Origin of the sequence: Paenibacillus dauci, assembly GCF_000971985.1 — a bacterium.
Taxonomy (GTDB): Bacteria; Bacillota; Bacilli; order Paenibacillales; family Paenibacillaceae; genus Saccharibacillus; species Saccharibacillus dauci.
Genome location: NZ_LAQQ01000001.1, coordinates 1,374,811 through 1,390,056 on the forward strand (window position 1 = coordinate 1,374,811; position 15,246 = coordinate 1,390,056).

General features: G+C 45.5%; 13 protein-coding genes. 6 read left to right on the forward strand and 7 right to left on the reverse strand.

Going from position 1 to position 15,246, the window contains the following annotated elements; translation table 11 throughout:
- The first annotated feature begins 163 nt into the window (after positions 1 to 163).
- Both WH46_RS13415 and WH46_RS13420 read left to right on the forward strand, forming a co-directional pair.
- The gene (locus tag WH46_RS13415) at positions 164 to 415 is read left to right on the forward strand and encodes an Atu4866 domain-containing protein (protein ID WP_046227015.1); all 252 of its coding nucleotides are present in this window, start codon (positions 164 to 166) and stop codon (positions 413 to 415) included.
- Between the two features lie 225 nt (positions 416 to 640).
- Positions 641 to 1,378 carry an SDR family oxidoreductase gene (locus WH46_RS13420; RefSeq protein ID WP_046227016.1) on the forward strand — a complete coding sequence of 246 codons (738 nt, stop codon included), beginning with the start codon at positions 641 to 643 and terminating at the stop codon, positions 1,376 to 1,378.
- Positions 1,379 to 1,595: 217 nt separating this feature from the next.
- Here WH46_RS13420 and WH46_RS13425 read toward each other — a convergent pair whose 3' ends face one another.
- Positions 1,596 to 1,880, reverse strand: a complete 285-nt coding sequence (locus WH46_RS13425) for a hypothetical protein (protein ID WP_046227017.1) — start codon at positions 1,878 to 1,880, stop codon at positions 1,596 to 1,598.
- 265 nt (positions 1,881 to 2,145) lie between these two features.
- Entirely contained in the window at positions 2,146 to 3,132 is a 987-nt protein-coding gene (locus WH46_RS13430; protein ID WP_046227018.1) for a LacI family DNA-binding transcriptional regulator, read from the reverse strand.
- A 171-nt stretch (positions 3,133 to 3,303) separates the two neighbouring features.
- Between WH46_RS13430 and WH46_RS13435 the strand changes: the two genes are divergently transcribed.
- Complete coding sequence (locus WH46_RS13435; protein WP_017812005.1) at positions 3,304 to 4,737, forward strand: glycoside hydrolase family 1 protein; 1,434 nt, start codon at positions 3,304 to 3,306, stop codon at positions 4,735 to 4,737.
- A 693-nt stretch (positions 4,738 to 5,430) separates the two neighbouring features.
- On the opposite strand, the gene WH46_RS13440 is transcribed toward WH46_RS13435, so the two are convergent.
- From WH46_RS13440 to WH46_RS13450, 3 genes are all read right to left on the reverse strand, one after another.
- Complete coding sequence (locus WH46_RS13440) at positions 5,431 to 6,138, reverse strand: cell wall hydrolase (RefSeq protein ID WP_046227019.1); 708 nt, start codon at positions 6,136 to 6,138, stop codon at positions 5,431 to 5,433.
- A gap of 862 nt (positions 6,139 to 7,000) precedes the next feature.
- Positions 7,001 to 8,266, reverse strand: a complete 1,266-nt coding sequence (locus WH46_RS13445) for a M20/M25/M40 family metallo-hydrolase (RefSeq protein WP_046227020.1) — start codon at positions 8,264 to 8,266, stop codon at positions 7,001 to 7,003.
- Between the two features lie 36 nt (positions 8,267 to 8,302).
- Entirely contained in the window at positions 8,303 to 10,120 is a 1,818-nt protein-coding gene (locus WH46_RS13450) for a S9 family peptidase (RefSeq protein ID WP_082208402.1), read from the reverse strand.
- A 268-nt stretch (positions 10,121 to 10,388) separates the two neighbouring features.
- Between WH46_RS13450 and WH46_RS13455 the strand changes: the two genes are divergently transcribed.
- Complete coding sequence (locus tag WH46_RS13455) at positions 10,389 to 11,279, forward strand: helix-turn-helix transcriptional regulator (protein WP_046227021.1); 891 nt, start codon at positions 10,389 to 10,391, stop codon at positions 11,277 to 11,279.
- On the opposite strand, the gene WH46_RS13460 is transcribed toward WH46_RS13455, so the two are convergent.
- Both WH46_RS13460 and WH46_RS13465 read right to left on the reverse strand, forming a co-directional pair.
- The gene (locus tag WH46_RS13460; protein ID WP_052714229.1) at positions 11,274 to 12,113 is read right to left on the reverse strand and encodes a hypothetical protein; all 840 of its coding nucleotides are present in this window, start codon (positions 12,111 to 12,113) and stop codon (positions 11,274 to 11,276) included. The two genes, WH46_RS13455 and WH46_RS13460, sit on opposite strands and share 6 nt — an antisense overlap.
- A gap of 221 nt (positions 12,114 to 12,334) precedes the next feature.
- The gene (locus tag WH46_RS13465) at positions 12,335 to 13,033 is read right to left on the reverse strand and encodes an alpha/beta hydrolase (RefSeq protein ID WP_046227022.1); all 699 of its coding nucleotides are present in this window, start codon (positions 13,031 to 13,033) and stop codon (positions 12,335 to 12,337) included.
- Between the two features lie 161 nt (positions 13,034 to 13,194).
- Between WH46_RS13465 and WH46_RS13470 the strand changes: the two genes are divergently transcribed.
- Positions 13,195 to 13,965 (forward strand): exodeoxyribonuclease III, encoded by a 771-nt coding sequence (locus WH46_RS13470; protein ID WP_046227023.1) that lies wholly within the window; start codon positions 13,195 to 13,197, stop codon positions 13,963 to 13,965.
- A 16-nt stretch (positions 13,966 to 13,981) separates the two neighbouring features.
- Positions 13,982 to 15,241, forward strand: a complete 1,260-nt coding sequence (locus tag WH46_RS13475; protein ID WP_046227024.1) for a PstS family phosphate ABC transporter substrate-binding protein — start codon at positions 13,982 to 13,984, stop codon at positions 15,239 to 15,241.
- Positions 15,242 to 15,246 lie beyond the last annotated feature (5 nt).

The following is a 15,246-nucleotide window of genomic DNA, read 5'->3' on the forward strand; positions in this document are numbered from 1 at the left end:
GATCTTGCTACCGCTTCCTGCTGAATGAGGCACATAATAAAGACATCAGCAAGTGGCAGCACTCCTTATCTTCATACACTGTTTGTATACGATAAGTATATTCTATACAGCCGTATATCATGCCGCTGCTATTTTAATTATAACCAGCAAAGGAGAGATTACCATGTCCGAACCAACTGTATCGACTCATCCGTATATTGGCATGTGGGTAACCGCAGACGGTTATATCCGTCACGAATTATTACCGGGTGGACGCTATGATGAAACCAGAGGGACGATTACAAGTGCCTACACAGGTCATTATACAATTACCGGTGATCATATTGACTATGTGGATGATACCGGGTTTACTGCCGATGGTGATTTTCGTGAAGATGTACTTTACCATGCCGGGATGGTTCTTTATCGTGAATAAGACTGACTATACTCTTGTTTATTGAATAATAGACAACACACTTTATTACTTTCAAAACATTATGTTTTTAGATCAAACTATCCGGGATATGTATAGTACACAGGTTCAACTATGGAACGTTGGCAGATGATTCGTACAAGAAACACCAGCAGATGATTAGAGATATTAGCGATTCTGGATGTCTTCAAATGGGATTTTAAAATATAATTTACTGGAGGAATTATCATGTCTAATCTGAATGGAAAAGTAATTGTTATTACAGGTGCAAGCAGCGGAATCGGAGAAGCAACCGCGCGTCTATTGGCTGCCAGGGGAGCACACGTCGTTCTGGGCGCCCGCCGCACCGAGCGACTGGAAGTCATCACTTCCGAGATCCAGGCTGCTGGCGGATCTGCAGCGTATATGCAACTGGATGTAACGCGGCTGGAGGAAATGGAGCAATTTATACAGTTTGCCGTTCATACTTATGGACAGGTGGATGTGCTATTGAATAATGCAGGAGTCATGCCGCTCTCCGCTCTTGAAGAGATCAAAGTGGAGGAGTGGAATCGTATGATTGATGTCAATATACGCGGTGTACTGCATGGGATTGCCGCAGGATTACCACTTATGAAACAGCAGTCCAACGGCCATTTTATCAATATCGCATCGATCGGGGCTTACAGCGTTACTCCTACAGCAGCAGTCTACTGCGCAACCAAATACGCCGTTAAAGCAATTACGGATGGACTGCGAATGGAGACGGACTCCAATATACGGGTTACACTGATTTCTCCGGGTGTAACAGAGTCCGAATTGGCAGATACCATATCTGACGAACATGCCCGCCAGGCGATGAAAGAATACCGCAGCGTCTCTATCCCTGCATCGAGTATTGCCAACGCGATCCTGTATGCGATTGAGCAACCTGCCGAAGTGGACGTAAGCGAGATGATTATCCGCCCGGCTGCCAGCATTCATTAAATGCACAAACAGCACAACCCGATATAAGCTCGTTAGTGAGCTTGTACGGTGGTGCTTGCTGTAAATTCAGACCCTATTTATCTTCGCTCATACCATATCTGATTATTATAAAAAGCCCCTGATCCAGGATCGGGGCTTTCTTTTTTATTCCAATCTTGTGTTATGATGCTATGTTGACGTTGTACCTGGTTTAGGAGCGATAGGTTCCGGCTTGCTGCTACTTGGACCCCTTTTCCTTAAAGGCACGAATAAAGCGTGTAGGGTCTTTGCGAATCGTGTACGAAAATACACCTTTGCTGGTATGCAGATAGAATAATCCTTCGCCTGCTCCCAGTTTACGATAGGACATATCGAATATATCACACAGTGGAAATTCTCTGCGGTGCGTAATCAGACGATCTTCATACAGCACCATTTCCCGCTCGTCGGTCAGGTATTTCTGCTCGCGATCTGTAATTTCACGCTCGATTTTGTAATAAGGCTGTACGGCGATCTGCTTCACTGCAACCCCTGCCTTCCCCTTCGAGTATTCAGCGCAAGTGGAGCAAACAACATGATACGACGCTGATAGATCATTGTTGTTTTTATTTCTACCAGACTACAACTTGATCATAAACCCTAATTTATATCGTCTTATTACCCAATTATTCGGATGGAATGTCATCATGGATAAGCCTTTTTCGAATAAAATCCGGAAATAAGACATTTTTTACACAAATCGCGATTTGAAGAGGTTTGTTTTACATAAGGATTACAAAAAAGAGAGTTTAAGTAGTCTGACGTGCAATCAGCTTGTACTGCAGCTTCTCCAGTGGCAGCTGTTGTTCCTGTCCCATCTGCTGCTTGCCAAGCACAGCCCATAATCGATAAAAGGCATGTGTAGCCTGCTCTGCAATCGGATTATAAATAGTTGTAATCCCGAGTGTATGCGCCAGCTCTGTATCATCAAAACCTACAATCGCCAGCTGATCCGGGATAGAGATTGCCTGCTTGTTCGCTTCAGACTGAATACCGATCGCTACATAATCATTGGCGCATAGTACAGCCTGGGGCAGTTCCGAACCGGTAATCAGCTCGCGCAGCGCTTCCTCTCCATCAGTTGGTGTAAATACCGAATACCGATACCAATCTGTTCGCACCGGCAAATGATGATCCCGCATAAACTGCTCATAGGCTTCCCGCCGGCTCCGGGTATTCAAGCTCTCGACCCGGCCAAATAGATTGGCGATCCGGGTATAGCCCTTGGATACCAGATGTTCCAGAGCGAGTCGATATCCTTCTGCTTGATCCATAGCGACGGAAGGAATCTCATCACTGCCCATCCGCTGCCAGGAGACGATAGGTCCATATTCACAGTAAGCTTTGAGCAGACGGGGCTCATTAACACAGGTGACGATCACCAGCCCATCGACCCTTTTGCTGCGCAGGTCTTCAAAAGCGCGCAGTTCATTTTCTTTGTCCCCGCGTGTCGTATATATAATGGTCTGAAAGCCATAATCCATGGCGATATCCACAAATTGATTCAAAAACGACAGTACAATCTCGTTTGTACTCGCCATTACAATACCGATCTGATTCGTCTGTCCTGTCGACAGGGAGACTGCATTCCGATTGGGTACGTAGTTAAGCTGCTTCATAATAGTCAAAATTTTGGCTCTTGCTTCCGGACTGACATGGCGCGAGTGATTGATGACTCGCGATACTGTTGCTCTGGAATAGCCGGATAACCGAATAATTTCATCGAACTTGGACATCGGACTTCCCCTTTTGTCTCTAAATACATACTATACTGTCCTGCCCATTCATACAGACGGAACCATACTAAAAATTCCCGGTTGACATGTAACCCGTTACAACGATTACGCTTGAAAGGCAGTGCTGCTAACAGTGTAGCACAAAATACCGAAACGAATGGAGTGCTGAACATGAGTGACTCTCAAAATACCACGCTTAATTTCCCGCCGGGATTCCTGTGGGGCGGTGCTATTGCTGCCAACCAGGCCGAAGGCGCTTTTGACCAATACGGCAAAGGCTGGTCCACCCAGGATGTTGCTCCCAAAGGCGTAATGGGGCCAATTACCGAAGCTCCAACTGAAGACAATATGAAGCTGGTCGGGATCGACTTTTACCATCGTTACAAAGAAGATGTGAAGTTGTTTGCTGAAATGGGCTTCAAAGTATTCCGTACGTCGATCGCCTGGTCCCGTATTTTCCCGAAAGGTGATGAATCGGAGCCAAACGAGCAGGGTCTGCAATTTTACGATGATCTGTTCGACGAATGTCTCAAATACGGTATCCAGCCGCTGGTTACCCTGTCTCATTACGAGACTCCGCTGCATCTGTCCAAAGAATACGATGGCTGGGTCAACCGCAAGCTGATCGGTTTTTATGAGCGTTATGCAGAGACGGTGTTCCGCCGGTATAAAGATAAAGTCAAATACTGGCTGACCTTTAACGAGATCAATTCTATCCTGGAAGCACCGTTTATGAGCGGCGGCATCTATACGCCCAAGGATCAGCTGAGCAAGCAGGATCTGTATCAGGCGATCCATCATGAACTGGTAGCAAGCGCTTCGGCTGTGAAGCTCTGTCATGAGATCATTCCGGATGCACAGATTGGCTGTATGATCCTGAGCATGCCCACCTACCCGCTGACACCGAATCCGGATGATGTAATTGCCGTGATGAAGTCCGAGCACAAAAACTACTTCTTCGGAGATGTGCATGCACGCGGTAAATACCCAGGCTACATGAAGCGTTACTTCCGCGAAAATGGCATTGAGATCAAAATGGAAAGCGGCGACGAGGAAATGCTGCTGAATACGGTAGATTTTATTTCCTTCAGCTATTATGTCAGCATCTGTGAAACTGCCGATGAGAGCAAAAAGCATTCCGGTCAGGGCAACCTGTTCAGCGGCGTACCGAACCCTCATCTGGAAGCCAGCGAATGGGGATGGCAGATTGATCCGCAAGGTCTGCGTTATGTACTGAATATGTTCTATGATCGCTACCAGAAGCCGCTATTTATCGTGGAAAATGGTCTGGGCGCTGTCGATGAACTGATCACTGGTCCGGATGGAGAAAAAACCGTCGAAGACGATTACCGCATCCAGTATCTCAATGATCATCTGGTACAGGTAGCCGAAGCGGTAGAAGATGGCGTAGAGGTTATGGGCTTCACTTCCTGGGGCTGTATCGATGTAGTCAGCGCTTCTTCTGCCCAGCTCAAAAAACGCTATGGTTATATCTATGTGGATCGTCATGATGACGGATCAGGTACACTGGAACGTTATCGCAAAAAATCTTTCCACTGGTACAAAGAAGTTATCAGCACGAATGGTAAAAGTCTGAAACGCTGATCTTGTCTAATGAAGTGTACCTTTTATCGGACATGATGCTAATTAGTTGCTCTTTTTGAAGGGCATCATATTTAACGAAGTACACTTTGTGAGGACATGATGTCTAAATGATTGTCCTTTTAATCGAAAGCTATGTTTTCTTGGTGGATTGAGTATCTGTTTTTGCTTAAATATAGTTGCCTTATTGATCTGATGTAATGTCTTTCTCTGATTGCACTAAAATTACCAGAGTATATTCATCTTTCTGCCAGACTTTCAGCGGGAACAAGAATCTGTTCCATATCAAACCATCAGAATCAAACGGAACAGGATTCTTGCTCTTGCTGAACATCAAGCAGATGAATGATTAATATCTGATAAGATAAAAAAGGAATCATGGGATTTGCATTTGTATACATCGGTACGATCAGCTTCAGACAGAGAGATCGCCAAAGCTGTATAGCGAAGCTGAACTGATGATAGAGCCGAATAACAAGCTATAGCCCAAGAAAAATATAACCGAAAAGCTGGACACCGTGTTAGCAACCACAGTGTCCAGCTTTTTTCATATTCCTTCAGCAGCACAGATATATCATGGGTAATCTATACGTTTCCCTGTAACTTCTTTAATTTACACATATATAAAAGCCCTATACGCAGAGTACCCTTACAACCTGCGGATAGGGCTTTTGAAATCGGGAATCAACCCAATAATTAGTTCGTAAAGATATGTTGTCCTACGGTAATAACAGCCGGACGTCTCATACTCCACTGCGATGTCGCAATCCGTGGATTGTAATAATACAGCGAGCCATTAGTCGGATCGACACCACGAAGTGCCTGGCGTGCTGCATTATACGCGCTCTGATTAGGCTTGAGGTAATACTGACCGTCTGCTACTGCGGTAAATTGTCCCTGCTGCATCACTACATCCCAGATCGTATTCGGGAATTGACTGGATTGAACACGATTCAGTACGACTGCGCCTACTGCTACCTGTCCACGGAAAGATTCCCCACGGGCTTCGCCGTAAATGATATGAGCCAGAATATTCACAGCTTCCTGATCGTTCACGTGATAACCGGTCACCCGGTTGCTGCTGGAACTGCTCACATTTGCACTCGCAGTTACAATTCCGCTTCGTTTACCACCAAGCTTGGACAGTGTGGCAGGGCCAGCGACACCATCTGCACTAAGTCCGTGTGCACGCTGAAATTGTTTTACTGCCGAAGTGGTGATACTTCCATAATATCCTGTTGTATTCGCATGAAAGAACCCGTGCTCGGCAAGCTGCCGTTGTAATTGAACGACATCTCCACTTCTCATGCCCTGAGTCAGGACAGCAGCGTCTGCGGGTGACGCCATTAGTGTAATGCCTAGAGCACAGGCACAGGATGCTATAAAAGCGGGTAGTTTTCTCATAGTTCGTTATTACCTCCATTTTTTGAATAGTCGGCTAAGACCATAATATTGGCTATATGCCCTATTACTGTCGTTCCGGTTATGCGGGTACTCTGGTATGGAACTATATTATTAGGTATCGGTATCTGACCCGGTATAAATAAATAGCTCCTTTGAGTCGCGTTGTTCCGTTCAATATCACCCTGCTTCAAACAAGGAAATAGATAACGCATTACAAAAATGTAACCAGGTAAACACATGAACAATAAACATATTGGTAGCAGTATAGCATACCTTTTGGCTGACATCACCATGCCACGGACCCATAATATATGATTAAATCAAGCTCCATAGGGTAGTTTCCAGATTTATAAGATTTAAACTGGGTCATATGTTTTAAGTTTATGTGACTTTTGGTAACCAGCTTCACCATTAATATATTTCATTTTTGTCATCAAATCAAGCCGAGTATGTAGGATATGCCAACTATGACATAGCCTTAAAGAAGTATTTTTATAATTTTTAAATAGGATTACTTTGTCCTGTTGATGCCGATCATTAGCAATATTACTACTAAAATAATAGGTCACTGGGAATTCCAATTTTCTAAAATACAGTATTTGATTATGCATCAGGATATGTCTCTGATTGTGTTACTATCTGATCAAGACTATATCGATATCACATAAATAACTGTGTTTGAAAAAGAATTCCCAGTATACCATTCTTGCTCACAACCTGCAAAATGTAGACTTATTTCGCTACCAAATATTAGTTCCCACAAATAATCAGACTTTCAATTTTACTTTTAAGTTCACTTTTACGTTCGCTGTTGATTGACTTTTGCTTTTACCTTTTTGCCTTTTTACTTGCCTGCTTTGTCTTATTGTTGTTTGGAAATTAGCAAAGGCGGTGTTATACCTTCTACTCCAAGTAGCCCCAGCATCACAAGGAATACATATTGCGCTCCACGATAAGCACCTGCAGGGTCAAAATATTCTTCAAGTGTATGCATGCCTCCATATTCTCCGCCGCCGCCAAGTGTAACCGCTGGAATACCAAGACTGATCGCTACATTGGAATCCGTACTGCTTGCATCTTCCAGTTCCGGTTCCAGTCCCATCGCGCGATTCGCAGCTGATGCCGCCTGTACAATTGCAGCATCAGACCCCTGTTCTCCTGCTGGCCGGTCACCGACCAGTTCCAATTGAACTGTCAGCTCATTTTCACGGTTCCAGCGGGTGTTTTCGGCTTCAGCTGCTTTTTGGATAATATTCAATGCCTGCTGCTCCAATTCTGCCAATGCTTGTGCAGAATTGGAGCGCATATCGAGCAGCAGCGTCGCATGCTCCGAAATCGTATTGACGGATGTACCTCCTTCTACTACCCCTACACTAAAAGTAGTCTTCGGTTCAGCAGGCGTACGAATCTCCGAGATTCCAGCAATAGCACGTCCCAGCGCATGAATAGGGTTCGGAATACCAAAATCAGCAAAGCTATGACCACCGGTACCGTGGAAAGTTACTCTGTATCTTTTGCTGCCGGCAGCCAGGTAGGTAATCTTCTCCGGGGCTCCCGGTTCTACCGAAATGAATCCATCGATATCACTGCGACCTGCAAATAATGCTTTGACTCCGCGCAGATCGCCCAGACCTTCTTCACCGACTGTTGCCCCAATAATCAGGTTACCTACTGTATGAATACCGGTGTGCTGAAGCGCTCTGGCTATGGTCAGTACAGCAGCGAGACCACGCCCGTCATCCGCAATACCCGGTGCATAGATACGTCCGTTTCTGTGCTTGGCCTGAACATCGGTACCGGCAGGAAAGACGGTATCCAGATGTGCACATACAACCAGAGTAGGACCACTGCCACTGCCAGAACGAAGACCGAATACATTACCTGTCTCATCTACCATAACATCCTGAATGCCATACTCCTCCAGCTTGCGCTGATATACCGCTCCTTTGGCTGCTTCGGCAAATGTTGGTGCTTCGATCTCTGTAAGTTGAATCTGTTCTTCAATCGTTCGATCATGATCCTGTTCCAGAAACTGCAATCCGGCTTGTACCTGTACATCAGCCATAAGCTGCTCATAGATCTGTCCAACCTGTGCGGATATAACAGGATGATTGATTGGTTTATTCATATATTCCGCCTCCTTTGTCATTCAAATATGGTCTACTTAGCGCAAATGATCATTGAAAAATTCAACAGTTTTGCGGTGCATGGTAATATGATTCTCCAGTCGTTCTGTCTGATGTCCTTCATCTTCAAAAACAATCAGCTCTACCTGTTGATTACGCTCCTTCATATCATGTACCAGCTGCTCGGCTTCACTGACCGGTACGCGGGTATCATTGCGTCCATGAAATACAAGCAGTGGTGCTGTAATATTGGCAGTATGATGTAGTGGAGCGATATCATCGAAAAAGTCACTGTGTTCTGCCAGCGAACCATATTCACATTCACGCAGCCGGCGACGCCAGGCACCTGTATTTTGCAGTAGTGTTTTGAGATTGGAGATACCGACAATATCTACCCCTGCTGCCCACAGCTTGGGATAATGCGTGATCGCAGCCAGTACCATGAAACCGCCATAACTACGTCCCATAATGCCGATTTTCTGGGGATGAACACCGTGGTCACGAATGAGCGCTTTTACAAGCCAGGCAAGGTCCTGCACCGAATCCATCCGTTTGCGGGCATCATCCAGCTGGATGTAGGTTCTTCCATAGCCGCTGCTTCCGCGTACATTGGGAGCAGCTACGACGAATCCCTGCTGTACCAGATACTGCATAACCGGATGGTATTCCGCTTTGGTCTGTCCTTCCGGACCACCATGTACATAGATGACTGCTGCCTTCTCTCCACTGGGTACAGACTGCTGATCATACAGGAAATAAGGCACCGACAGATCATCAAATGAATCATAACGATATAGCTTTGGCTGTCTCCACAATGATCCCACTGTGTCGGAATGTCCTATTCGGGTAAGTCGAACCAGCTCTTTATTCAGACGGTTATACCGCCAGATATCGCCAGGCATTACCGGAGAACGCAGTGCAAAGATCAATTCGTAATCGTTCAACCAGGAAAGGGAATCGACTACACCTTCCGGCAGTACCTCGATCATTTCACGTTCGCCTGTATCCGGACGCAGCAGTCCCAGTTTGGATATCGCATCCTCATTAACACTAAAAGCCAGCATCGTCTGATCCGGTGTTAAAGCAATCTCTTCGATATCCCAACCTGATATGCCCAGCAGCTTGTGCAATTGTTCCGGCTGATCCCATGTAAACCGGGCAATATATAGTGTCTCTTCACCAGCATCCGTCAGTACATAGCCTGCACGTCCCTGATCTGCCGTGAGTATGGATTCATAACGTGCCAGATTCGAATTCGATCCAAGACGAATACGTATACCTGATTGGATATCCAGCAAATAAATACCACTATCCAGATTCGTCTCCTGAATACGAACCAGCAGATGCTCCTGATCTACCCAGCCAAGCGGTACACAATTACCATCATACTGAAAAATAGTCCGCACTTCTCCGCTATCTACTTCAATAACATCAATATCAAAAAAGGCAGGGTCTCTTCGATTGCTTGAATAGGATAACAGTCGGCCATCCGGAGACCAACCACCAATGTGGTGAAAATGTTCCAGCGATTGCACCAGTGGAACCAACGAGTCGCTACTTGCTTTTGGTGGGGTGGATTCATTCAGCAGATGCATAATATACAGCTGCTGTTTCTCATTACCATGATGATCCATTCCTACTACAGCACGATCTCCCAGAGGGCTATACTTTACGCTCAAAATCCGGTCTTCCGCTTCTACTACAAGCCGGGATGTACCAGAATCATCCAGTGTCCATAATTGCGGAAAGCCAGTCATTTTGGAAAAGTACGTCCAGCGATTTCTGTCGGGTATTGCAATCGGATGATACGCAGAGTGAACAGTCAGATAATCCATCAGCATAGTGTCAGTACTCATTTTGGGTAACCTCCTGAATATGTACGTTAGCCCCATCTTACCCCTGACAACTGGCGGTTACAACTATACGTGTCTATTAGCAGCTTTTGTATAGTGTGTTTTTCAAGTTTCAAATAGGACATAATATTCAGAACAGGACATCCTTCTATGTCTTCGTGTACTTCTTTGCTGGACATTATTGATGTTAAAAGGACCCTCAAGACCGCAAAAATGATCAAAAATCTATCTTTCCTGTCTGGTATTCTAATTGTAGAAAGGAGGGACAGCATTGATCAAGAAAACGCTTATTCAGAGCAGTATTGAATATATAGAGAACCATCTGCTGGAAGAACTGACACTTGAGCAGATTGCAGCTTATGCAGGCTTTTCTCCTTATCACTTTCACCGTTTGTTTCGCCGAACCACAGGTATGAATATTGCTGATTATATAAGGCAGCGCCGTCTCAGTCAGGCCTCAGTATTGCTTCTACACTCTCATACTCCCATTTTGGATATTGCGCTGCACTGCCATTTCGAGAGTCAGGAAGCATTTACCCGCTCATTCAAAAAAATATACGGACTTCCTCCCGGCCGCTATCGTCAGGTCTTTGCTTCCCTCTCACCCTATCTGGATAAAGGAGAGTCAATAATGGATACCACTTCACCGATCAAGGGCTGGTTCCTGAGTGGAACCGATACTCCGCATTATGAAATTGGTCTGGATCATCATACTGTGCATACCGGCAGCACTGCTGCTTATCTCAAATCGATTCATCCCGTTGAACCATTTGCGTTTGCCACATTGATGCAGGAATTCAGAGCAGATCATTATACAGGTAAACGAATACGCTTTTCGGGCTTTGTCAAAACCAGCAATGTTCATCTTGCGTGCGGATTATGGATGCGGGTCGACGGTGCCGATCAGCAGATTCTGCAATTTGATAATATGAATAACCGGCCTATTTCGGGTGATACAGACTGGAATCACTATGCTATCGTGCTGGATATTCCCCAGACAAGCGAGATAATTCTGATCGGCATACTTCTTAACGGTACAGGCCATGTCTGGGTAGATGGATTCCGCTTCGAAGAAGTTGATCATAGCATTCCGGTTACCAATTTGGAGCCGGAGAGAGCGCTGCCGAATGAGCCGCTGAATCTGGCTTTTGAAGAGCTATAATCGGGATTCTGCTGTTTTGATAATCGTCGTAATCTGCTGCTCCCAGTTGTATATTTTTTGCTGGGATGCATGGATTGCTCCAAGCTTGTTATAGACAACTGTCAGATAGGCAGCTGCACTGATCGCATCTCCTCTTTTGACAGCTGCATGATAGCTTTTCCGTGCAGCAGAACGGCTTTTTTTGTAGGTAGAAATGATTTTATTTTCGGCAGTGATCTGTTTTTTGACCGTCTGTACAGGAGCTAACGCTTCTTTGACGGTCTTTTTGCGTGCTGCTGTTTCTTTTCTTGCCTGGGTGAGAGCTGCTTTCTTTTGTTTAATTTCAGTGCGGGCAGCAGTAACCTCGGCTTTCATTTTGTTGCGTTTGAGACTGATTACTTCGACTTTTTTGGTATTTTTTTGCTTGCGAGCTGCGGCTGCCTGTTTACCAAGCTCTCCATACTCCGAGAATAAGGGAGCATATTTCTGTTCAGTTTGCGTAACTGCTGTTTTGAGAGCAGCTAATTTGGCTTTATCTATGTCTTTGATTCTGGCATTGACGATTTGAAGGCGGCTGTTATTCTGCTTACGCAGAGTCTGGGTCTGCTGATTCTCTAGCTGGATCACGGATTCCAACGAAGCAACTCCATCATATACGGCTTCTATGCCATTTACAGCTGTAGTCCAGTTATCTGCATACGCATGCCCGGTAGGCAAAAGCGAAGTCAGCAGGATTAACGTTAATCCTATCGATAGCAGCCCCGACCTCCAATGTGTAGAAAATCTTTTTCTTTTCACGATGGTTGTTGTTCTTTCTTGATTAGCGACTGTATTGCTTGAATGGGTGCTGTTCATTATGTATTCCTCCTATGATATGTTTGACAGGCAGACAACAAAAAAAGCACCTCCAGAAACAGCATATAGCCTGTTTCTGCGAGGTGCTTCACCCGCACAGCATATTGAATTTGTTTTTAATATAGCGGATGCGGTGAGGTCTGTCAATCCATTTATACGAACATTTATTCTTTTTTCGGCTACTATGTAATCTGGCTATGCTTCATAGCATCTTGATCTACTTATCTTTTTCCTGCAGCATTTTGATCAGATGCATGACGACAGATCCACTCGTATACGGCGTTAAATAATTCGGATGGGTCTTTGCAGTGACAGACCAAGTGTCCGCTATCCGCTATGACCAATAAGTGTTTGTTATTTTCCCCCATTTGTAATTGATTATATAAATAGGTGCCACTGTGCGGTTTGACCAGATGATCTTGTTCAGCCTGAACAATGAATACCGGTGTATTTATCTGCTTGTAAATCCTATGCGAAGCATGGACTATTTTATAAAATTCTCGCGTCGCCTGTGGAGGAACCTGCCATAGATTACGCCAGTATGCACGAACCATATGCGGTTGTATCAGCGTCCTCATAATTTGCCGTGGATTCAGTGGAAAGACGGGCGCAGACAACAGCGTGAGTGTCCGAATCCGATTCGGATAACGTATGCTCAGATGGGCAGCAATAAGTGCTCCGGTCGAGAAGCCGATCAGATGGACATATTCATGCTGTTCCAGCAGCTCCTGAAGCTCACGATCCGCTCCAGCTATCCAGTCCTGGTAGCTCACATCCATCATATCTTTTCTTGTGCCGCCGTGTCCTGCCAGTATAAATGTTTTGGTGATGCATTTCCTTTCTTCCAAATAGGCGCGCAGTGGTTCGACCTCATGCGGTCCTCCAGTGAAGCCATGGATCAGCAGACATATGCTACTCATCTGTTCCTCCTTTTCGCAGTCGTGGTACACTGATAGTATGCTATTCAGCAAGCAAAGCTTGATGATCTGCTTCTATGCAGGCTGTTCATGCTCTGCTTGTTTGATTGTGTGCTGGTACATATCGATTATTCCATTATGACCCCTAAGGAGATTATACACCAATGAAGCTTGTATCATGGAACGTCAATGGCCTGAGAGCTGCTGTCAAAAAAGGATTTAATGATTATTTCGACCGTGTGGATGCCGATATTTTCTGCATTCAGGAAACCAAATTGCAAGCCGGTCAGATCGAACTTGATCATGGTGGAGCATATGAGCAGTACTGGAATTATGCACAGAAAAAGGGCTATTCCGGTACAGCCGTATTTACCCGCATTAAGCCGTTATCTGTCCACTATGGACTGGAGGAAAATTATGAAGAGGAAGGCCGCATGATTACGCTGGAGTACGAGGGGTTTTATCTGGTCAATGTCTATACTCCCAATGCAAAGCGCGACCTGCTGAGACTCCCCTACCGACTGGAGTGGGAAGACCGATTCCGCCTCTATGTACTGGAGCTGGACAAGCACAAGCCTGTCATTATTTGCGGAGATCTGAATGTCGCCCATCAGGAGATCGATCTCAAAAATGCCCGCTCCAATATAGGCAATTCAGGATTCACCCATGAAGAGCGTGGCAAAATGACCCTCCTGCTGGAATCGGGATTTATCGATACTTTCCGGCATTTCTATCCCGATCGCGAAGATATGTACAGTTGGTGGTCTTATATGGCCAAAGTACGCGAGCGCAATATTGGCTGGCGGATTGACTACTTCCTCGCTTCTTCTCGGCTGGCACCGGTACTGATTGACGCGCAGATCGACTGTCAGATTATGGGCAGCGATCATTGTCCGGTAATTCTGGAAATGAATGATCCGGCACTACTTTCTTAACAAAGGAGAACTATTCATGGAACGCGTACTGACGACGATCGGAGCCGCCTTGCTGGGGCTAGCAGGTTGTGTTTTTGCAGGAATGATTGGAACGGTCGTGATCGGGTTTACGAGTGATCATCCTGTCGCCTATATCATTATTTTCTATGTTGTGCTGCTCATTCTGGAGATTGCTTTTATTCTCGCTTGTTTCGAGAACATACTGCATCATCCTCTATTTAAAAGGCTCCTCATTGTCTGCCTGGCAGGATGCATCGTAGCTGCTGCCAGTTACAAAGGCTATACCCTTTATGATCAAAGTATGGTCGCTGTCAGTGTGCAGGATATTGATCTACAGCAATACCAACCTTTCCAGACAGAGCAGCAGCCAAGTCTGGTCGCTTCTTTGGGACGAACTTCTTCCTATCATCTGGACAAAGGGACAAAGTTGCCACGTCTGGATGGAGCAACAGCTCTGTATCCGGTCTATTCTGCCTTTGTCCAGGCCGTCTATCCGCGTGCTGTCTATGATCCACATGAGCAAAAAAGTGCCGTACAAGGCAACGGTACCGGGCCCGCATACGAACGACTAATCGCTGGCAATACAGACATGATCTTCGCTGCTGCTCCTTCCAGCGGGCAAGAGCAGCTGGCCCGGCAAAATGATCTTGAACTGCAGTTGACACCTATTGGCAAGGAAGCATTTGTATTCTTTGTGAGCAAGGATAATCCGGTTACGAATCTGACTTCTGAGCAGATCAAAGAGATTTATAGCGGCAAAATTACCAACTGGCAGCAGGTAGGTGGCAAAAATGAATCGATCCAGGCTTTCCAGCGGCCAGAGGACAGCGGAAGCCAAGCCATGCTGCGCAGGTGGATGGGCAGCGAACAACCGATGAATCCGCCAACCGACAGTGTGGCTTCAGGTATGGGCGATATTATGGAAAAAGTCGCTTCGTATCGAAACTATAACAATGCGATCGGCTACTCTTTTCATTTTTTTGCTACGACGATGAATCCCAATTCGGATATTCGACTTTTGGCAGTCGATGGTATCTACCCGGATTCCAAAAGTATAGCAAATGGTACGTATAAGCTGATTGCTCCTTTCTACGCAGTTACTGCACATCAATTATCCAAAGGTACCGATGATTCATCAAACAAGAAAGCGAAAGTATCCAGCAATCCAAATATTCAACCTTTACTGACCTGGATTCTTTCCCCGGAAGGCCAAGAATTAATAAGAAAGACAGGATATTTCCCTTTACCGTCTCAACAAATAGTCATTATTTCGTAGAATTA

What these genes read in the sequence shown, in the direction of transcription:
- WH46_RS13460 (WP_052714229.1), bottom strand. Translation starts at nt 12,113, where the DNA reads ATGAACAGCACCCATTCAAGCAATACAGTCGCTAATCAAGAAAGAACA.
- WH46_RS13445 (WP_046227020.1), bottom strand. Translation starts at nt 8,266, where the DNA reads ATGAATAAACCAATCAATCATCCTGTTATATCCGCACAGGTTGGACAG.
- WH46_RS13450 (WP_082208402.1), bottom strand. Translation starts at nt 10,120, where the DNA reads ATGAGTACTGACACTATGCTGATGGATTATCTGACTGTTCACTCTGCG.
- WH46_RS13415 (WP_046227015.1), top strand. Translation starts at nt 164, where the DNA reads ATGTCCGAACCAACTGTATCGACTCATCCGTATATTGGCATGTGGGTA.
- WH46_RS13465 (WP_046227022.1), bottom strand. Translation starts at nt 13,033, where the DNA reads ATGAGTAGCATATGTCTGCTGATCCATGGCTTCACTGGAGGACCGCAT.
- WH46_RS13470 (WP_046227023.1), top strand. Translation starts at nt 13,195, where the DNA reads ATGAAGCTTGTATCATGGAACGTCAATGGCCTGAGAGCTGCTGTCAAA.
- WH46_RS13435 (WP_017812005.1), top strand. Translation starts at nt 3,304, where the DNA reads ATGAGTGACTCTCAAAATACCACGCTTAATTTCCCGCCGGGATTCCTG.
- WH46_RS13440 (WP_046227019.1), bottom strand. Translation starts at nt 6,138, where the DNA reads ATGAGAAAACTACCCGCTTTTATAGCATCCTGTGCCTGTGCTCTAGGC.
- WH46_RS13475 (WP_046227024.1), top strand. Translation starts at nt 13,982, where the DNA reads ATGGAACGCGTACTGACGACGATCGGAGCCGCCTTGCTGGGGCTAGCA.
- WH46_RS13430 (WP_046227018.1), bottom strand. Translation starts at nt 3,132, where the DNA reads ATGTCCAAGTTCGATGAAATTATTCGGTTATCCGGCTATTCCAGAGCA.
- WH46_RS13420 (WP_046227016.1), top strand. Translation starts at nt 641, where the DNA reads ATGTCTAATCTGAATGGAAAAGTAATTGTTATTACAGGTGCAAGCAGC.